The 19,417-nt window shown below is 60.7% G+C and carries 18 protein-coding genes, 1 other RNA gene and 1 other annotated feature; of the genes, 4 read left to right on the forward strand and 15 right to left on the reverse strand.

Annotation, left to right across the window (positions count from 1 at the left end; genetic code table 11):
- Positions 1–142: 142 nt before the first annotated feature.
- The gene (locus tag M516_RS0100815) at positions 143–829 is read left to right on the forward strand and encodes a TerC family protein (protein ID WP_029097418.1); all 687 of its coding nucleotides are present in this window, start codon (positions 143–145) and stop codon (positions 827–829) included.
- 78 nt (positions 830–907) lie between these two features.
- Here the strand turns inward: M516_RS0100815 and M516_RS0100820 are convergent, their stop codons facing one another.
- From M516_RS0100820 to cymR, 6 genes are all read right to left on the reverse strand, one after another.
- The gene (locus M516_RS0100820) at positions 908–1,096 is read right to left on the reverse strand and encodes a hypothetical protein (protein WP_029097419.1); all 189 of its coding nucleotides are present in this window, start codon (positions 1,094–1,096) and stop codon (positions 908–910) included.
- 35 nt (positions 1,097–1,131) lie between these two features.
- Positions 1,132–1,338 (reverse strand): hypothetical protein, encoded by a 207-nt coding sequence (locus M516_RS0100825; RefSeq protein ID WP_029097420.1) that lies wholly within the window; start codon positions 1,336–1,338, stop codon positions 1,132–1,134.
- Positions 1,339–1,357: 19 nt separating this feature from the next.
- Positions 1,358–1,855: a PRC-barrel domain-containing protein gene (locus M516_RS0100830; protein ID WP_029097421.1), complete on the reverse strand. Its 498-nt coding sequence runs from the start codon at positions 1,853–1,855 to the stop codon at positions 1,358–1,360.
- Positions 1,856–1,931: 76 nt separating this feature from the next.
- Complete coding sequence (gene recD2, locus M516_RS0100835) at positions 1,932–4,190, reverse strand: SF1B family DNA helicase RecD2 (protein ID WP_029097422.1); 2,259 nt, start codon at positions 4,188–4,190, stop codon at positions 1,932–1,934.
- Between the two features lie 242 nt (positions 4,191–4,432).
- Positions 4,433–5,566, reverse strand: a complete 1,134-nt coding sequence (locus tag M516_RS0100840) for a cysteine desulfurase family protein (protein WP_029097423.1) — start codon at positions 5,564–5,566, stop codon at positions 4,433–4,435.
- 33 nt (positions 5,567–5,599) lie between these two features.
- A complete protein-coding gene (gene cymR / locus M516_RS0100845) occupies positions 5,600–6,019 on the reverse strand; it encodes a cysteine metabolism transcriptional regulator CymR (protein ID WP_029097424.1) in 420 nt (139 codons plus the stop codon).
- Positions 6,020–6,130: 111 nt separating this feature from the next.
- On the opposite strand from cymR, the gene M516_RS25370 reads away from it, so the two are divergent.
- On the forward strand, positions 6,131–6,304 hold the full coding sequence (locus M516_RS25370; RefSeq protein ID WP_162836713.1) for a hypothetical protein: 174 nt from the start codon (positions 6,131–6,133) through the stop codon (positions 6,302–6,304).
- A gap of 31 nt (positions 6,305–6,335) precedes the next feature.
- Here M516_RS25370 and M516_RS0100855 read toward each other — a convergent pair whose 3' ends face one another.
- From M516_RS0100855 to M516_RS0100865, 3 genes are all read right to left on the reverse strand, one after another.
- Positions 6,336–7,664 (reverse strand): AAA family ATPase, encoded by a 1,329-nt coding sequence (locus M516_RS0100855; RefSeq protein ID WP_029097425.1) that lies wholly within the window; start codon positions 7,662–7,664, stop codon positions 6,336–6,338.
- A gap of 155 nt (positions 7,665–7,819) precedes the next feature.
- On the reverse strand, positions 7,820–8,863 hold the full coding sequence (locus M516_RS0100860; protein ID WP_035288551.1) for an oxidoreductase: 1,044 nt from the start codon (positions 8,861–8,863) through the stop codon (positions 7,820–7,822).
- Positions 8,860–9,645 carry a DeoR/GlpR family DNA-binding transcription regulator gene (locus M516_RS0100865; protein WP_029097427.1) on the reverse strand — a complete coding sequence of 262 codons (786 nt, stop codon included), beginning with the start codon at positions 9,643–9,645 and terminating at the stop codon, positions 8,860–8,862. Before M516_RS0100865 ends, M516_RS0100860 begins: the two co-directional genes overlap by 4 nt.
- A gap of 175 nt (positions 9,646–9,820) precedes the next feature.
- Between M516_RS0100865 and M516_RS0100870 the strand changes: the two genes are divergently transcribed.
- On the forward strand, positions 9,821–10,387 hold the full coding sequence (locus M516_RS0100870; RefSeq protein ID WP_029097428.1) for a thioredoxin family protein: 567 nt from the start codon (positions 9,821–9,823) through the stop codon (positions 10,385–10,387).
- A gap of 391 nt (positions 10,388–10,778) precedes the next feature.
- On the opposite strand, the gene M516_RS0100875 is transcribed toward M516_RS0100870, so the two are convergent.
- The 6 genes from M516_RS0100875 to M516_RS25375 all read right to left on the reverse strand — a co-directional run bounded on the left by M516_RS0100875 (position 10,779) and on the right by M516_RS25375 (position 17,207).
- Positions 10,779–11,531, reverse strand: a complete 753-nt coding sequence (locus tag M516_RS0100875; protein WP_029097429.1) for a tRNA threonylcarbamoyladenosine dehydratase — start codon at positions 11,529–11,531, stop codon at positions 10,779–10,781.
- A 101-nt stretch (positions 11,532–11,632) separates the two neighbouring features.
- A non-coding RNA gene (gene ssrS, locus M516_RS24525) (6S RNA) lies at positions 11,633–11,816 on the reverse strand.
- A gap of 50 nt (positions 11,817–11,866) precedes the next feature.
- Positions 11,867–13,654 (reverse strand): aspartate--tRNA ligase, encoded by a 1,788-nt coding sequence (gene aspS / locus M516_RS0100880; protein ID WP_029097430.1) that lies wholly within the window; start codon positions 13,652–13,654, stop codon positions 11,867–11,869.
- 51 nt (positions 13,655–13,705) lie between these two features.
- Positions 13,706–14,986 carry a histidine--tRNA ligase gene (hisS, locus tag M516_RS0100885; RefSeq protein WP_029097431.1) on the reverse strand — a complete coding sequence of 427 codons (1,281 nt, stop codon included), beginning with the start codon at positions 14,984–14,986 and terminating at the stop codon, positions 13,706–13,708.
- A gap of 88 nt (positions 14,987–15,074) precedes the next feature.
- Positions 15,075–15,331, reverse strand: a binding site (T-box leader).
- 88 nt (positions 15,332–15,419) lie between these two features.
- A complete protein-coding gene (locus M516_RS0100890) occupies positions 15,420–16,943 on the reverse strand; it encodes a coproporphyrinogen III oxidase (RefSeq protein WP_029097432.1) in 1,524 nt (507 codons plus the stop codon).
- Between the two features lie 90 nt (positions 16,944–17,033).
- On the reverse strand, positions 17,034–17,207 hold the full coding sequence (locus M516_RS25375) for a hypothetical protein (protein ID WP_171565430.1): 174 nt from the start codon (positions 17,205–17,207) through the stop codon (positions 17,034–17,036).
- A 216-nt stretch (positions 17,208–17,423) separates the two neighbouring features.
- Here M516_RS25375 and M516_RS0100900 point away from each other — a divergent pair, with 216 nt between their 5' ends.
- Entirely contained in the window at positions 17,424–19,325 is a 1,902-nt protein-coding gene (locus M516_RS0100900; protein ID WP_238550888.1) for an N-acetylmuramoyl-L-alanine amidase family protein, read from the forward strand.
- The last annotated feature ends 92 nt before the right edge of the window (positions 19,326–19,417 follow it).

Raw genomic sequence — 19,417 nt, forward strand, 5'->3', positions numbered from 1 at the left:
CTGTTCACATGACCTTTACCCGTTGAGGTAAAGGTCGTTTTGTTTTCCTCCCCTTGACGCAGACTACATAACGAATGTCTGTCTGAAGGAGGACGCCGGCCTTTACGAGAAATGTCCGCAATAAAGGAGGTTGGAGAGACAAATGGACGTGTTGTTTACCCCCGCGTTTTGGTCTGGACTGTTGGCGATCATCGTGATTGATCTGGTGCTGGCGGGCGACAACGCAATCGTAATCGGGATGGCCGCGCGCAACCTGCCGGCCCATCAGCAGAAGAAGGCGATCGTCTGGGGAACGATCGGGGCGATCGTGATTCGGGCCGCCGCTACGCTGGCGGTTGTCTGGCTGCTGAAAATCCCGGGCCTGCTGCTCGTCGGCGGATTAATGCTGATCTGGATCGCCCTGAAGCTGTTGGTGCAGGACGAGGGGCATGAGACGGTGAAAGCGGGATCGAGCCTGGCCTCGGCGATCTGGACGATCATCGTCGCGGACGCCGTGATGGGACTGGACAACGTGATCGCGGTCGCAGGGGCCGCGCACGGCAGCTTCCTGCTCGTCGTGGTCGGCCTGTTGATCAGCGTGCCGGTCATGGTGTGGGGCAGCACCCTGGTGTTGAAGCTGATGGATCGTTTCCCCGCCGTCATCTACATCGGGGCCGCCGTATTGGCCTACACCGCGGGCAGCATGATCACGGGCGAGAAACTGCTGGCCGGTTTCTTCGCCGCGTACCCGATCCTGAAATGGATCATCATCACGGCGGTGGTCGTCGGCGTCCTGCTGATCGGCCGCATGAAGAATCAACAGCAAAAACGTATGGCCGAACAATCGTAGCCGCAAAAAAAGAGCCCGGACGGCAGTGGACCGTTCGGGCTGTTTTCATGGACCTTTCCGCTTGCCATGTGACACCGGCTAACGGGCGACGGCACGAAGCAGCGTGCGGCTCATGTTGATCACGTTCATCACGTTGCGCAGCGAAACGGGCAAACGGTTGAAACGAAACCCAAACCGCCGCCTGCGCCGCCGCGGCGCGACCATAAACCCGATCGCCGCGATCAGACCGCTGGCGGCAATTACGCCAATCAGATTGCGTCCGGACATGCCGATGACACCTCCTCGGGTAATGGGCCGTCTGTTCACATGTTCAACGGGGCGGAAACATTCTGGTCTTCGATAAACAGGTCGTTGAGCGAATGCAGCGAGCCATCCTCTTCCACCTGGTAGACGGAAGCGATCTGGTCGCCGTCGACGCTCATCTCGATGAAGCAGTTCCAGCAGTAATACTGCGTGGTTCCAATCTTGCCGATATCTTTGGAACCGCAGTTCGGGCATATGACACGCATCACACGCTTTTCCTCCCTTTCACGCCTGGCTGCGAACCCAGTCCGGCACGATCAGGTTTTCTTCCCCGACGATGACGGAAGGTGGCGCGGACAGGCGTTTGCGCCCTTCGGTGATGTCCGCAAGCCAACCGTTCGATAATTCGTACCCTACAAGTTTCTCCCAATCCGCAGAGAAGTAAACATCTTCCAGCCTGCCCAGGAGTTCCCCGGAAGCGGTGATGACCGTTTTCCCCTTCAGCTTTGTCCTTCCCGTCAGGATGCCGGTAAGCGGCAGGTCGGCGAGACGGTCAAGGGAGGTGATGGCGTCTTTGCCCGTCACGGTAAGGCAGGATTCGCCTACCGCGTGGATGCGTTCGGAAGGAATGCAGGTGCCAGGGTGGAACCAGCCCTGTTCGCTCAGCAAGACTCCCCTTACACGCCAGGCGGAGTCGCAGAGAATGTCACGGACCGTGCCGAGCTCCTCACCCGTTTCCAGGCAGACGATCGGCAAGCCGATTACATCCAATGCCTTGCGCATGTCGGGACATCCCCCTTCCGCTTCTTTAGTATCAAGCGGAGCGGGACGATCCATGCGGAACAACTTGTTCCAAGGCTCACCCTTGCTTCAATCGCTCTTCCAGGTAGCTGTAGCGCACGCCTTCCTCGTCGGTTTCCACCGCGAGGCGAAACGCATCCGGCTCCCCGCACATGATCAAAAACGACTTGCTGCGGGTGATTCCCGTATACACCAGCTTGCGCCGCAGCATGCGGTGGTAGCTTCGGACAAACGGCATGACCACGATGGGAAACTCGCTGCCCTGCGACTTGTGCACGGAGCAGCAGTAGGCCAGTGTGAGCTGGTGATACTCCGAACGCCTGTACACCACTTCCCGGCCGTCAAAGGAAACGACCATCATCTCGGTGTTCTCTGCGTTTTCATTCGGGTAAAAAATGGCGACGATCTCTCCCATGTCGCCGTTGAACACCTGTTCCTCGGCGTTGTTGACCAACTGCAGCACCTTGTCCCCGGTGCGGAAGACGGTGTCGCCGAACGTCACCTCCCGCTTCTGCTCGGTCTTGGGGTTGAACAGTTCCTGCAGTTCTTCGTTCAGCCGGTTCACCCCGGCATTCCCCTTGTACATGGGAGCGAGGACTTGTACATCTTTGGCCGTATACCCTTTCTTTACGGCTCCGGCGCAAATTTGTTTCACCGCTTCCGCCACATCTTGTGGCGAACTTGTGAAAAATCGCCGGTCGGGGGTCGTGGCCAACAGGTCGGACGGAACCATTCCCTTGCGGACGTCGTGAGCCAGCCGGATGATCGAGGACTCCTGCGCCTGCCGGTAAATCTCGCTGAGCTGCACGCGCGGCAATAGACCGGAGCGGATCATGTCCTGCAGCACGTTGCCGGGACCGACCGACGGAAGCTGATCCGGGTCGCCGACCAGAATCACCTGCATCTCGTCCGGCACGGCGCGAAACAGTTGATTGGCCAGCCAGACGTCCACCATCGACATCTCGTCGACGATCAACAGCCGGCCCCGGATCGGATGCTCCGCGTCGTGCTCAAAGCTCTCCCCTTTCCAGCCCAGGAGGCGGTGAATGGTCATCGCCGGCAGACCGGTCGTCTCCGACATGCGTTTGGCCGCCCGGCCGGTGGGGGCGACCAGCAGGATGGGGAAGGGATTTTCTTCGTCGTAGGTTTTCAGGTCGAGCGAAATGCCGTGCAGTTGGGCAAACACGCGGCAGATCCCGCGAATCACCGTCGTTTTCCCCGTGCCGGGCCCGCCGGTCAAGAGCATCAAGCCGGATTTGATCGCCTGCTCGATCGCATCCCGCTGCGTCTGGGCGTACGTGATGCCCAGCTCTTCTTCCACCACGCCCAGCGCCCGGTAAAACTCCGAAGCGGGAAAGGCGCCAAACTCGTCCCGCTCGGCAAAGTAGCGCAGCCGCTTGGCCAGCCCGATTTCGGCGAAAAACAGCGAGGGCAGATAGACCCGGTCTTCGTCCCAAACCACTTTGCTCTCGACAAAGAGCGATTCCACGGCGAGCGTGATCTCCTCCGGCTGAAAGCGGTGTCCCCCGCACTCGTCCAGCAGGCGGAGCGTTTTGGCGCACAGTTCGTCCGCCGGCAGAAACACGTGTCCCTCGGAGTAGCAGGCTTCCTGCAGCACGTACAGGGCTGCCGCCTTGACCCTCTCCTCCGAGGAAGCGGCAATTCCCGTGGCCCGGGCGATGTCGTCCGCCCGTTTGAACCCGATGCCCTGGACATCCTCGATCAGCCGATACGGCTGTTCCGTCAGCACGGTCATGGTCTCCAGCTTGTACGTCTGATAAATCCGCAGCGCCAACTGGACGCCGATGCCGAACTCGTAGAGAAACACCATCGCCCGCTCCAGGGAGCGGTGTTCCATCACCGACTCGTAGATCTGCCTCGCGCGCGTTTCCGAGATGCCCGGCACCTCCACGAGCCGCTCCGGCTGCTCGGCGATGACCGTGAGCGCTTCTGTGCCCAGATGTTCCACGATGCGTTTGGCCATGGTTTTGCCGATGCCTTGAAACAGCCCACTGGCCAGATAGCGCTCCACCCCTGCCCGGGTCTTGGGCGTCTCCCGTTCATACCTTTTGACCGCGTACTGCTGCCCAAACTTCGGATGCGTCTTCCACTCGCCGTAAAACGTGTACAGCTCCTCCGGATGCGGCCGGGGGAAGTTGCCGACGACCACGACCTCCGCATCCTTCACCGGTTCTGTAGTCTCCTCCACTGTTAGACGGATGACACCGTACCATGTTTCTTCATTGTAAAAAATTTCTTGCGCGACATAGCCGCGTATGTAAGGTTCGGCAAACAAGGAAAGTGTCTGCTGCGACACCGCACACGCCTCCCGGATGGGAGAATCCCGCGGGATTCCCCCGAAACTCTTGTTCGATTATAAAATCGTTTTGCCGGATCTGACAACCGCGCCGACAGCGAACGGGTCGTCCTGCACGCCGTGTTGGCATGAAAAAAACCAGCAGCGTTCTCTTGCGCTTGCTGGTTTTTGGTTGCGTTTCCGACAATGGAACGGCGCACGCCCGTCGTCTCGGCCGCGGTCTCCTGCGGCCGTCTGCGGGGCTACCGCGCCACCCGTTTGACGATGTCCGCCGCCGTCTGCGCCGCCTGCTTCACCTCTTCCACCGTGTTGGTGATGCCGAAGCTGAAGCGAACAGCCGAACGCATCACCGGATCGTCCAGACACATCGCCTGCAGGACGTGGGACAGCTCCAGCGAACCCGAGGTGCAGGCGGAGCCGCTGGCGGCGGCGATTCCGGCCAGATCCAGGTTCATCAGCATGGTCTCGGTATGGACGCCGGGAAAGCTGACGTTGAGGATGTGCGGCAGATGCCGTTCGGGGTGGCCGTTTACGTGAAACGCGATGCCCGACTCCCGCCAGACGGCAAGCATGGCTTCGCGCATCTGCCGGTACTTGGCGACGCGCTCCTCCATCTCCCTGGCAGCGATCTCCGCCGCCTCTGCAAAGCCGACGACGCCGGCCAGGTTTTCCGTGCCGGCCCGCCGCTTCCGCTCCTGGTTACCGCCGTGCAGATGCGGCAGAAACGGCACCTTCCGCCCCAGGTACAGGGCCCCTACGCCTTTCGGGCCGTTGATCTTGTGGGCGGAGACGGAGAGCATGTCCACCGGCAGTTCGCTGACGCTGAGGGGCATCACGCCGAATGCCTGCACCGCGTCGGTGTGAAACACGATGTTCCGTTCGCGGAGGAACCGGCCGATCTCTTCAATCGGCTGGATCGTGCCCACTTCATTGTTGCCGTACATGATCGAGACCAGCACGGTATCCGGCCGGACCGCCTGTTTCAGCTCCTCCAGGCTGACCATGCCCGTCTCGTCCACCGGCAGGTACGTCACCTCAAAACCCATCTGCTCCAGATGTGCGCAGGCATGCAGGACGGCGTGGTGCTCGACGCTGGACGTGATGACGTGCCGCCCCCGCTCCCGCTGGGCCATCGCTCCCCCGATGATCGCCATGTTGTCCGCCTCCGTCCCGCCGCTGGTAAAGACGAGCGTCTGCGGTTCGGCGCCGAGAATGTGAGCGATCCGGTCGCGCGCCTGCTCCAGGGCCATGCGCGCCTCCCGGCCAAAGCCGTGCAGACTGGAGGGATTGCCGTATACGTTCGTCAGATAGGGGTGCATCGCTTCCGCCACGCGCGGATGGACAGGGGTCGTGGCGGCGTGGTCCAGATAGATCATCTCGCGCTCTCCTTTGCTTCGTACGCTGTTGCGTCAAATGTAAAACATGTAACCGTCCGTCTGTCCTTCGTCCTTGTAGCTGATCAAATCCTGCAGCGACGTGGAATCGAGGACGGCGGATATGCTGTCGCGGATGCGCAGCCACAGGTAGCGCTTGGCCGGGTCTTCCTCCTCGGTAAACTCCACCGGGCTGATCGGCCCTTCCAGCACGCGGATGATGTCGCCGGCGGAGATTTCATCCGGCTTTTTCGCCAATACATACCCGCCGTACGCGCCGCGGATGCTTTTCACCAGTCCGGCATTGCGGAGCGGCGCGATCAACTGCTCCAGGTAATGCTCGGACAAATCGTGCCGCTGGGCAATGCTCCGCAGCGAAATCGGGCCTTCGCCGAAGCGGTTGGCCAGTTCCATCATGATGGTCAGGCCGTAACGTCCTTTCGTAGAAATTTTCACTGTACCAACTCTCCTTTTTTTCCTCTCGCTCCCTGCCCACCTCCTCCATGACGGTTGACCTACATGAGACGGGCGGTTGGGGACACACTACGTTGCAGGGGGTGAATGCACATGGCCACCAATCAAAAAGCGGTAGACGGCAAAAACCATCCCTCTGCGACGCTGTACGACCAGCCGGCCGGCACGATCGCCCACAAGGCGCGCTACGGAGCCAGCGAGCAGAGCAAACAGCCGAACGAAAACGGCGATCTTCCCAACAAACCGGGAGGAACCGTCCGCACCTGAACGCTCGTTCCCCCGCCACCCGGGGGAACGTTTACGGTCCGGGCGTCTGCTGGCGCTCCGCCTGCCGACGGCGAATCTCCTGCTCGTAGCCGATCGGCTTCGGCTGATAAAACGAGTAGTCGGTCCCGTCCGGCAAATACCGCTGCGGGACGTATCCGCCGGGATAGTCGTGCGGATAGAGGTACCCTTCGCCGTGACCGAGCCGGGACGCTCCCTTGTAGGCGGCGTCGCGCAGGTGGAGCGGCACCGGTTTGTGCCCGTCCTTCCTGATCGCGGCCAGCGCCTGGTTGATCCCGTTGTAGGCGGCGTTGCTTTTGGGCGCCGTCGCCAGGTACGTGGTCGCCTGGGCAAGGGGAATCCGCCCCTCCGGCATGCCGACCAGCTCCACCGCCTGGAAGCAGGAAACGGCGATGGTGATCGCCTGCGGATCAGCGTTGCCGATGTCCTCCGAGGCGGAAATCACCAACCGGCGGGCGATAAACCGGGGATCCTCGCCCGCGTCGATCATCCGCGCCAGCCAGTACAGCGCGGCGTCCGGATCGGAGCCGCGAATCGACTTGATAAACGCGGAAATGGTGTCGTAGTGGTTGTCGCCGCTTTTGTCGTAGCGAACAGCGCGCCGCTGGATGGACTCCACCGCCACTTCCAGCGTGACGCAAATCCGGCCGCGTTCATCCGGAGGCGTCGTTTTCACGGCCAGTTCCAGCGCGTTCAGCAATCTCCGCGCATCTCCTTCGGCGTACCGGATCAGGTGATCGGCGGCGTCGGGGGTGACCGTGACGTTCAATTCTCCCAGTCCCCGTTCGCGGTCGGTAATCGCCCGCTCCAGCACCTGCCGCAGTTCCTCTTCGTTCAGCGGATGCAGCGGAAAAATCTGCGAACGGGAGAGCAGGGCGGCGTTCACTTCAAAAAACGGATTTTCCGTGGTCGCCCCGATCAGGATAATCGTCCCGTCCTCCACACAGGGGAGCAGTGCGTCCTGCTGCGCCTTGTTGAAGCGGTGAATCTCGTCGATAAACAGCGTAGTGCGCTGACCGTTCATCACCAGACGGTCTTTCGCCTCCTCCACGATGCGGCGGATGTCGGCGACCCCTGCCGTCACCGCGTTCAGCTCGGCGAAGTAGGATTTGGTCGTGTTGGCGATGATTTTCGCCAATGTCGTCTTTCCCGCCCCTGGCGGACCGTAAAAGATGAGCGACGAGACCTGGTCGGCCTCGATCGCCCGCCTGAGCAGCTTGCCCGGCGCCAAAATATGTGATTGTCCGAGCACCTCATCCACGGTGCGCGGCCTCATCCGCGCCGCCAGTGGCTGCAGTTTGCCCGAATCGTGCTGTTCGTATGCGAACGAAAAGAGATCCATTGCTACATACCCTTCCATTTTAATGGGGTTGTCTCAATATCATAGCATACTGGAAACAAACGTGCATTGGCAAGCAACCAATCGCCCCTCCGACGAGTCGGCCGGTCAGCCGTCCGCAGCGGCGAAAGCATTTTCTCCATACCGCCGTTTCCCCGCTACCGCACCGTGATCACGCGCTGTTCCCGGCTGCTCTGTTCCGCCCACTCGATCACCCGGATCACGTTCATCGCGTCCGCAGGCGAAACGGGCGCGGGTGTTGCGGACACAATCGCTTCGTACATCTGCTGATAGTACGTCTGATACGCGCCCGGAATGGTTTCCACGCTGCCGCTCACGTTCAGTTCTCCCACGCTCAGCGTGAGCTGTCCGTACGTCTCTTCGCGATCCCTGCCCCACTCCGGTCCTCCCGGTATCAGGCCCGCCCGCAGCGCGTCTTCCTGCGGATCCAATCCGTACTTCACGAAACTGCCCTTGTCGCCGTGGATCTGGAAACGGGGACCGGGCTGTCTGACCAGCGAACCGGCGTGCAGAATCACCCGCAGCGATCCGTACCCGAGCACGATGTGGAAGTAGTCCGTCGTCCTGGCTCCGGGGCGCTGTGCGCCGACGTCGGCCATCACCGTCTGCGGCAGACCGAAAAGATGAAGCGCCTGATCAATCAAATGGGAACCCAGGTCGTACAGAATGCCGGAACCGGGCAAATCCCGCTCCCGCCAGCGGTCGGTCACCTCGGGACGGTAACGGTCGTAGTGCGCTTCATACAGGAATACCTCGCCCAATGCGCCGGTTTGAAGCAGGTGTTTTATCGTTAAAAAATCGTTGTCCCATCTGCGGTTGTGGTAGACGCTGAGCACGCGTCCGCGCGACTCGGCCAGCCGGATCAGTTCTTCCGCTTCCGAAGAGCGGATCACAAACGGCTTTTCCACCACGACATGTTTGCCTGCCAAAAGCGCCTGCTTGGCGTACGGGAAGTGCGAGGTGTTTGGCGCGGCAACGACCACCAGCTCAATCTGATCGTCAGACAGGAGTTCGTCCACGCTGGCGACCACCTCTGCCTCGGGCAGGTCGGCACGCACCTTTTCCGGACGGGATGAAACGACCTTCGTCAGTTTTAATCCCGGCACCGACCGGATCACCGGCGCATGAAAGACCTGGCCCGATAATCCATACCCAATCAATCCGACGTTTACCTGTTTCACGATTCTCCTCTCCCTTGCTCCGTCGATCGGGAAGCGACCAGCAGCTCCACGCCCGCCTGCTCCAATGCGGCGCGAACCTCTTCGGCCGGCTCCGCGTCAGTGACGACGATGTCGATTTCATCCAGTCCGCACACCTTGTGAAACAGCCGCTTGCCGAACTTGCTGGAATCGGCGAGAACGATGACCTGATCGGCGCACTCCAGCATCGCCATTTTCACGTAGGCTTCGTCCACCGTGTGGGCGGTCAGTCCTTCCGGCGTGATGCCGCAAGCGCCGAGCAGCAGTTTGTCCACGCGCATGTCGTGCAGCGCGGCGATGGTCTTGGGTCCGAACAAGCCGCGATGCCAGACGTTTAGCTGACCACCGAGCAGATGGATTTCCGCCGACCGCTTCCGGCTGAAAATGTCGGCCACGTCAATGGAATTGGTGACGACGACGTGCGGTTCGGCTGACATCCATTCCGCTGCGAACTGCACCGTCGTGGCCGTATCCAGCAACAGATAGTCGCCGCTGCGGATCAACGACGCAGCCGCCCTGCCTATTTCCCGTTTGCCGGCCGGGTTGTTCAATCGCTCTTCGTAGCTTTGCACATACTTGGTCAAGGTGGGCAGCACTGCTCCGCCGCGAACGCGAATGATTTCCCCCCGCTCCTCCAATTTGACCAGATCGCGTCGGGCCGAGTCGCGGGAAATGCCAAACCAGTCGCACATCTGCTCCACGGTGATCCGCTGGTGTCGCTGCAAATGGCGCAGGACAGCGGCTAGACGTTCTTCTTGCTGCATGGTAACTCCCTCGTTTACGGAAAAGTTATCTTTATCATAAGCATTTTGCTTACGGTCGTCAAAAATATTCGTGGAATGCGAGTGGTATGTAAGCAAAACGCGCAAATCCGTTGATCGGGGAACGGAGATGCGCTATAGTAGACGGAAACGATATCCAAGAGAGGAGCGAATCAACATGGCCCGGACAGAATCTACGATGTTTCCGCTCGGTCAAAAGGCACCTGACTTCGCACTGCCGGACACGGTAACCGGCAAGGTCATGTCGCTTTCCGAGCTTGCCTCCAAACAGGCGACGGTGATCATGTTCATCTGCAACCACTGCCCGTTTGTCAAACACGTTCAAGCGGAACTGGTACGCCTGGCGAACGATTACCTTCCCAAGGGCGTGTCCTTCATCGCGATCAGTTCCAATGACGCTGACGCTTATCCGGACGATTCGCCCGAGCGGATGAAGCAGGTAGCGGAAGAATGGAAGTATCCCTTCCCGTACCTGTACGACGAAACGCAGGAGGTCGCCCGCGCCTATCAGGCAGCGTGCACACCCGACTTTTACGTGTTCGACGGGAATCTGGCGTGCGCCTATCGCGGTCAATTGGACGACTCCCGTCCCGGCAACGACATTCCCGTCACCGGCGCGTCCATCCGCGCCGCCCTGGATCAACTGCTGAACGGCGAACCCGTGACGGTCCCGCAAAAACCGAGCCTCGGCTGCAATATCAAGTGGAAGCAGCCCGATCGATGAATGAACAAAACCCACTACCGAAAGCTGGTAGTGGGTTTTGTGTCATTACATTGTCTGCAGTCAAAGAAGCTGCTGCGTCCTTTTCGCAGCAGCTTTCAGACTGAGGACAAACCAATTGTATCGAAGGAGAAGCATGTTTCCAGGCAGAGCGACTTGTGAAGCCCTACCGAGCGGAGCAGCGATTTGCGGGAAAAAGGAGCGCCACCTTTGAATGGGCTGCGTAGCGATACGGCTTTGGCGATCCCCCGCAAATCGGTGCGGAGCGTGCAGTCTATGCTTCCTTGCTGGGCGAGCACGGAGCGGGTGCCGGAAACGTGCTTCTCCACCCAGCAGCTACTTTGTCTATACACTGGAAGCTGCTGCGCACTGTACGCAGCAGCTTTTCCTTGGGTTATCCTTTTGCCGGCTGCCAGCCCAGTATGTCGCGGACGACGACGCTGGCCAGAATCAGCCCCGCGACGGAAGGCACAAACGCGTTGCTCGCCGGGGGACGGCGCGCCTTGCTGATCGGAGAATGGGGATCGGCAATTTGGTTTCGCACGTCTTCGCGGATCGTTACCGGAATTTCTTTCGAATACACCACTTTGACGCCTTTGTGGATGCCTTTTTTCCGCAGTTCGCGCCGGATCACCTTGGCGATCGGGTCGTAGCTGGTCTGGGAAATGTCGGCCACTTCGAAGCGGGTCGGGTCCATCTTGTTGGCCGCCCCCATGCTTGAGATGATCGGAATGCCGCGCCGCTTCGCCTCTTGGATCACGTGAAGCTTGGCCGTCATGATGTCCATCGCGTCGACGATGTAATCCAGCTTGTGGGCGAACAACTGATCGGCCGTCTCTTCGCTGTAGAACATGTTCAGCGTGACCACTTCACACTCCGGATTGATCGCGGCGATGCGCTCCTTCATCAGCTCCGCCTTTGGCCGGCCGATGGTGTGCAGGGTGGCGTGAATCTGCCGGTTGATGTTGGTGATGTCCACCACGTCCTTGTCCACCAGCACCAGCTTGCCGACGCCGGTGCGGGCCAATGCCTCCACCGTAAACGAACCGACGCCGCCGATTCCCAGCACGGCGACGGCGCTGTTTTTCATTTTTTCCAAGCCCTCGGGACCGAAGGCCAACTCACAACGGGAAAATTGATGAAGCATGTTTCCGTCAACCTCTTCCTCTCAAACGATCTGAACGACCCGGCTCCTCCCTGCTGCCCGCTGAAATGATCCATCGGAAAAGTAGGAATCCCGGGCAAAAAAGGAGCCCCATTATGCCGTGCTGCTCCTGAAGTTTTGAACCTGCGCTGCGCAGGTGGGTGTCTCGCCCAACCGTCCCGGACGTCCACTCGACGGAGGCATGTCCTCGCGGTTTGGGACGGCAAACTCCCTGAAAAGAGTTTGTGGCTCAAAACTATTCGGAAGTCACGTACATCGCAGGGCTATTCTTCAGTATTACCAATGTATCAGAGGCGGATGCGCCTGTGCAAGTACGCTTACGCCTTCTCGTCTTCTCCTTTGACCGTGGTGGTGATGTTCAGTTCGGCGAGCTGCACCGGCTCCACCTGTCCCGGCGCGTCCATCATCAGGTCGCTGGCGCTTGCCGTTTTCGGGAAGGCGATCACTTCACGCAGGTTGCTGCGGCCGGCCAGCAGCATGACCAGACGGTCCAGACCGAGCGCGATGCCGCCGTGTGGAGGCGTGCCGTATTCGAAGGCATCCAGCAGAAAGCCGAACTTCTCGCGCGCTTCCTCCTGCGAAAAGCCGAGCGCCTTGAACATTTTCTCCTGCACGTCGCGCTTGTAAATCCGCATCGAACCGCCGCCCAGCTCGTAGCCGTTGAGCACCATGTCGTACGCCTGTGCCCTGATTTGTCCCGGGTCGGTTTCAAACAAGTGCAGGTCTTCGTCTTTCGGACGCGTGAACGGATGGTGCAGGGCGACGTAGCGCTGCGCCTCTTCGTCCCATTCCAGCAGCGGGAAGTCCACCACCCACAGGAAGGCAAATTTGCTGTGGTCGATCAGGCCGAGCTCCGCACCCAGTTTGGAACGCAGAGCGCCCAGCGCGTCCGCCACCACTTTCGGCTTGTCGGCCACGAACAGGAGCAGGTCGCCTTCTTCCGCCGCCAGACGCTGTTTCAGCGCGTCGATCTCCTCCGCGGAGAAGAACTTGGCGATCGGCCCTTTCACCTCGCCGTCCTTGAAGCCCATCCAGGCCAGCCCTTTCGCCCCGTAGCGGGCCGCGAATTTGCCCAGATCGTCCGCTTCCTTGCGGGAGTAGTGGCCGCATCCCTTGGCGTTGATCGCTTTCACCTGACCGCCGCCGGCGACGGCACTGGCGAACACTTTGAAATCGCTGTTGGCCACCAGGTCGGACACGTCGGTCAGCTCCATGCCGAAGCGGATGTCCGGCTTGTCGGAACCGTAGCGGGCCATCGCTTCCGCGTAGGTGAGGCGCGGGAACGGTGTCGGGACGTCCACGCCGATCGTTTCCTTGAAGACGTGGGCGACCATCTGCTCCATCATCGGCAGCAGCTCTTCCATGGACAAGAACGACGTCTCGATGTCCACCTGGGTAAACTCGGGCTGACGGTCGGCGCGCAGGTCCTCGTCGCGGAAGCAGCGGGCGATCTGGTAGTAGCGCTCCAGACCGGAGACCATCAGCAGCTGCTTGAACAACTGCGGCGATTGCGGCAGCGCGTAAAATTCGCCCGGATGCACGCGGGACGGCACCAGGTAGTCGCGCGCCCCTTCCGGCGTGCTCTTGGTCAGGATTGGCGTCTCCACTTCGACGAAGCCGCGGCTGTCCAGGAAGTCGCGGAACGCCTTGGACGCCTTGCTGCGCAGCATCAGGGAGCGCTGCATCTCCGGACGGCGCAGGTCCAGATAGCGGTACTTGAGGCGGACCTGCTCATCCACGTCGATCTCGTCTTCGACCGGGAACGGCGGCGTTTTCGCGTCGTTGAGAATCTCGATTTCGGCGACGTGCACTTCCACTTCGCCGGTTTTCAGCTTCGGGTTGACCGCTTCCGGATCGCGCTTGACGACGGTTCCCTTTACGGCCAGCACGTATTCGCTGCGGACCTTGTCGGCGATTTCCCACGCCGTTTTGTTAAACTCCGGGTTGAACACGATCTGCACGATGCCCGTCCGGTCGCGGAAGTCGATGAAAATCACCCCGCCCAGGTCGCGCCGCTTCTGCACCCAGCCGTTCAGGACGACCTCCTGTCCGATGTGTTCCTTGCTTACTTCTCCACAATGCACGGTACGGTATTGCCACGTCATCTTCGGTAATCCTCCACTCTTCTTGTCTATGAAATAACGCGAAACATTTCTTTACGCGCGTACCGCCAGGCGTTCGGCCAGAACGGCGGCGACCTGGTCGCGCTTCACTTCCTGCTGTTCGCCGGTCGCCATCTCCTTGAGGACGACCGTGCCGTTTGCCAGCTCCGCTTCGCCGATAATCGCCGTAAACGCGGCGCCCAGCCGGTCCGCCTGTTTGACCTGCGCCTTCATTTTGCGGTCCAGGTAGTCCAGATCGGCGGACACCCCGGCGCGGCGCAGCTCGTCGACGAGGACGAACGCTTCCTGTTTCGCTTCAGGGGTCTGGATCGCCACAAAGCAGTCAATCCCCCCGCTCACGGGCAGCTCGACGCCCTGCTTTTCCAGCGCGAGCAGCAGCCGCTCAATGCTGAGCGCAAAGCCGATGCCCGGCATGTCCTCGCCCCCCAGCTCGGCCACCAGCCCGTTGTAGCGGCCGCCGCCGCAGAGCGTTTCGACGGCGCCGATTTCCGCCATCTTGATCTCGAAAGCCGTCAGCGTGTAGTAATCCAGCCCCCGCACTAGCCGCGGATTGACCGTGTACGGGATGTTGAGCGCGGTCAGATAGCGCTTGACCGCCTCGAAGTGGGCGGCGGACTCGTCGCTCAGGTAGTCGAGAATGGACGGCGCGTCCTTGGTCAGCGTCCGGCACTTCTCGTTTTTGCAGTCCAGCACGCGCAGCGGGTTGCGATCGATCCGGGATTGACAGTCCGCGCACAGCTCGCTGCGGACGCCGTTCAGGTGGGCGAGCAGGTGCTCGCGGTGGCGGGCGCGGTCCTCAAGGGTGCCGACGCTGTTCAGCTCCACGCTCAAGCCCGTCAGTCCCAGCTCCTGGTAGAAGCGCATCGCCAGCGCCATCACTTCGGCGTCAATTGCCGGATCGCTGGAGCCGATCGCCTCCACCCCAAACTGGACGAACTGGCGGTAGCGTCCTGCCTGGGGACGTTCATGGCGAAACATCGGGCCCAGGTAGTACACCTTCACCGGCTGGTTGGGCTGCCCGTACAGCTTGTGCTCGACGTAGGCGCGCACCACGCCGGCGGTCCCTTCCGGCCTGAGCGTCAGCGCGTCGTCGCTGCGCGGATTGGAGACGCTGTACATCTCCTTTTCCACGATGTCCGTGGTTTCACCCACGCCCCGTTGAAACAGCTCCGTGCTCTCAAACAGCGGCGTGCGGATTTCCTGATAATTGTAGCGGCGGCAGAGATCGCGGGCCCTGGCCTCGACGTAGTGCCACAGCTCCACGGTACCGGGCATGATGTCCTGCGTACCGCGGGGAATTTGAATCCTTGTCATCTTGCCTGAACCTCCATTGTCTGTTCCCGCAGGAACGTTGGTAAGCAAAATAAAAAATCTCCCGCCGCCCGACATGCCGTCCGGACATGTCAGGGACGAGAGATGGTATTCCCGTGGTGCCACCCTGATTGGACTCCAACAGGGAGTCCCGCTTGTTGGCCGTTAACGCCGGCGTACGCCTGCCGGTTACTGGGATGGCGGCCGAAACGCGCGCGGCCGTTTTCCGTTCACCGACGGTCCTCGGGGATGTCATTCGCCAGGCCGTTATAGAGAAGCGCTCTCAGCCGCGGCGCTTCCTCTCTGGCTATCCGTCTCCTGGGTACTTGTTCCCGTCATCAGATCAGACAATCGATCTAGCATGAAAGCTTATTGAAAATCATAGCAAACCGCCAATCGGTCGTCAACAGGCGCTCGGTAAAACTTTTTCCACCGGTTACTCCGCCTGTCCTGCCGATGCGGCTGCCGTCCCGAAGTAGACCTGGTCCAGATCGCGGAGCTTTTCTTCCGTCAGCGTCCGGTAGGTTTCGTTGTACGTCTTCGGATCTTTCGGGTTGGGCCAGCGCGTCAACTTGCCGCTGCCAGGCGCCATCAGCTTGGACACGGCGCCGCATCCCAGCCCCAGGATGGTCTGCACTTCTTCCATGATCATAATGTTGTAGATGCTCTCCCGGCCGTCAAGGGCGTAGCCGACATTTTCCAGGTTGCCGAGGATGTTTTTCTGACGGTAGAGGTAGTACGGATGATAGCCGTGGGCTTTCGTCCACTCCGACGCCAGCGCCATCATCCGGCTGATCTCTTCCCGGCTGGCTACCTTGTAGCGCTCTTTGTTCTGCGTCATCTCGGACGCCCGCTTGAACGAGAGGGTGTGCACCGTCAGCGAGGCGGGCATCAGTTTTTCCACTTCCCGCAGGCTGTGTTCCAGCTCGGCCAGTCCTTCGTTGGGCAGGCCGATGATCAGGTCCATGTTGATGTTGGTCAGCCCCATCTCCATGGCGAGATGGTACTTTTCGATCGTCTCCTCGACCGTGTGGTGGCGGCCGATGGCGTGCAGCGTCTCCTGGGTAAAGGACTGTGGGTTGATGCTGATCCGGTCCACGTTCCAGCGCTTCATCACCGCCAGCTTTTCCCGCGTGATCGTATCGGGACGTCCCGCTTCCACGGTCAGCTCGCGCACATCCGCCATGTGCGGAAACGAGCGGTGCATCTTGTCGAACAGTTGATCCAGATCCTCGGCTGTAATGCTGGTCGGCGTGCCGCCTCCGAAGTACACGGAGGTAATCCGCATGTCATGCCGTCTCAGCCACTCGCCCAGCCGCTCCATCTCGTAGTGCAGCCCCTCCAGAAACGGATTGACGGAGGCGGTGTGGCTGCGGATGGCGTAGGCGGGAAAGGTGCAGTAGGCGCACTTGGTGGGACAAAACGGGATGCCGATGTAGACGGACAGCTCCCGGTCGATCCGGTACAAATCGGGCACCACCTGCAACTGCCGGTCGACGATCTCCTGCAGCAGGCGCAGCTTGTACGGCCGGACCATGAAGTCCTGCCGCAGCCGGCGGTGCGCTTCTTCCTGACTGGCGCCGGAGGAGAGCAGATGATGCAGCAGCTTGGTGGGACGGATGCCGGTCAGGATGCCCCAGCCCTGCTCCATGCCGGTAAACTCCTCCAGCATGACCAGCAGGACGTAGCTGACCGCCTGCTTGGCGACTTTCCGCTTCCCTATCTCATCCAGGCCGGCAGTCTGTCTCTCAGCGCTGTGGACAAACCGGCGCTCTCCGGCCAACAGCTCGCCCTCCGCCGATACACTGCCGTCCCTGTCTGACAGAGCCAACCGGATGCGGATCCCCTCGCCGCCGCTCCATTCATCCACGTAGGCGATATCGGGGTCTTCGTAAAACAAAGCGAGAATCAAGGCGATTTCCCGCTCGAATGCGTGTCCTTCACATTTGACTTGTATCATCGGTTCCACCTGCTTTTCAGTATGCCACCCTTCATCTTATCCGACCTGAAAAGCCGGGTCAACCGAATCGGCCGGTGCAAAAACGCCAAGTCATGGGTGCAGCTTTCGCCTCAATGTCCGTACGTCCCGCACACTGATGTCGAATTCCCTCGACAATTCCACGTCGGTGAGCGCGGATTCTTTCTCCAGAAAATCGTGGAAATCGACAGAAAACAGGCGCCGATTGGCTTCCTGGGCAAATGCTTCCTTGTTGGATTGTCTCACTGTGTCCTCCTCGCTTTCTCGTTGCATGCTCCAATCCCTAGTATGGCCGCGTCCGGGAAAAAGCATAAGCGAGGCGGAGCGAGGTGTGCCGCTTTGCGCGCAACGATTTGCAATTGCCAAAGAAGTTTGTCGGATGATGCAGGAAAAAGAAGGGGAAAGGCAGAAGGTATTAGCTGGCAAATCATGCATTGATCGACTTTCAAAACAATGGAAAGGATGTCTACTGTGTTTCAGCGACAAAAGCTTCTGCGGACCATCCTGGCTGCGGTCTGCGCCGTATTGTTTCCCGTATCCGCCGCGTGGGCGGACGGCTCCGTCCAGGTCACCGTGGACAATCTGAACGTTCGGTCCGGGCCCAGCCTGCAGGATCAGGTGCTTACCACGCTGCCCGCCAAAAGCGTCCTGCCCGTCCTCGCCGAGCAGGGGGAGTGGCTGAACGTCCGGCTTCCCGACGGCCGCACCGGCTGGGTGGCCAACTGGCTGGTCAAACCGGTGGCCCAGCAGAGCGCGGGACCGCAGGCGGAAAGCCAAACGACCAACCTCAACGTGCGTTCCGGCCCCGGCCAGACGTTTCCCGTCATTCAGACCATCAATCCGGGTACCCGGTATCCGATCGTGCAGCGCAGCGGGCAGTGGCTGCAGATTCAGCTTCCCTCCCAGAAAAAAGGGTGGGTGGCCGGCTGGCTGGTCACCGAGCACCCCGCCGCCAGTCAAGGAACGGCGGCGCCCGGCGGCGTAAGCGGCGGACAAGCTAACGGCAGCGCGCCGGAGACGCCCCCCGGCGGACAGGCAACCGGCAGTGCACCGGTGACGCCCCCTGGCGGACAGCCGAATCAGCAGGGACGCGAGCTGATCCTGGACTACGCGCCGTACGTCTACCCCGCTCCCGACGCCGCGCAGCCAGCCATCGGACAGCTTCACGACGGCGAAATCATCACCGTTTTGGCGGAACAGAACGGGTGGATCCAGTTTCCCTACGGCGGCGTCAACGCCTGGATTCCCAAGCAGGGAACGGTCCAGACACCGCTTCCCGCCGCCGGCAGCGGCCAGCCGAATCCGAATCCGCCGCAGAATGTTCCGGACACCGGTGCGCCCGCGCCTGACAGCGGCTCCGGACAGCCGCAAGCTCCCGCCAAGCAGACGGCCACGGTCCAGACGGACGGTCTCAACCTGCGCGGCCAGGCCAGCACAACCAGCCCCGTCCTGGGGACGTTGAAGCTGGGGACCACGCTGACCATTCTGGAGCAGCAGGGAGATTGGTACCGCGTCCAGACACCGGACGGCAAAACCGGCTGGGTAGCCGGCTGGCTCATCAGCGTGCAGGAGCCGGCGATGTCCGGTCCGCACGTCACCATTTTGAACCCGGACACCAACATCCGCTCCGGTCCCGGCACCCAGTACGGCATCGTCAGACGGGTACAGACCGGAGAAAAATACGCGATTGTCAAAAAAGAAGGCGACTGGTTCCAGATCACCTTGCGCGACGGTTCGACGGGCTACGTCGCCGGATGGCTGGTGGCTCCGGTGGGCATGCCCCCCGTCATCAAAGGCAACGAACTGGTCGGCAAGGTGATCGTGGTCGACCCCGGCCACGGCGGCAACGACACCGGAGCGACCGGCTCCAGCTTTTCCACGCTGGAAAAGACGGTCAACCTGCAGGTGGGGTTGCTGCTGAAAAACAAGCTGGAAGCGGCCGGCGCCAAGGTGATCATGACCCGCAGCGACGACCGCAAGCTGACGCTGCAGCAGCGCGTGGACATTGCCGTGCAAAACAACGCGGACATTTTCGTCAGCATCCACCACAACACCCATCCCAACACGCTGACCAACGGCACGATTGTCTTTTATTACAACAAGGGCAATTCGAGCAAGCTCGCCTCGCTGGTGCAAAGCGAAATCGTCAAGGCGACCAGCTACAAGGACCTGCAGTCCAGGTTCGGCAACTACTACGTCCTGCGGGAGAATCCGGTTCCGTCCATCCTGGCGGAGATCGGCTTCCTCTCCAACTACAACGAAGAAATCCGGCTTCGTTCCGAAAAACAGCAGGATTTGGCTGCCGAAGGGCTGTACAAAGGCATCCTTCAGTACTTCGCCTCCCAGAACGTTCAGGGAGGATAACCTGAGAACCCCCTTGGCCGTTTTCAATCCGGAAAGCGGCAAGGGGGTTTTTTGTTCGTCCGCGATGCAAGGAAACCATTTCCTTTACATCC

Source organism: Brevibacillus thermoruber 423, from assembly GCF_000454065.1.
GTDB classification, from domain to species: domain Bacteria; phylum Bacillota; class Bacilli; order Brevibacillales; family Brevibacillaceae; genus Brevibacillus; species Brevibacillus thermoruber.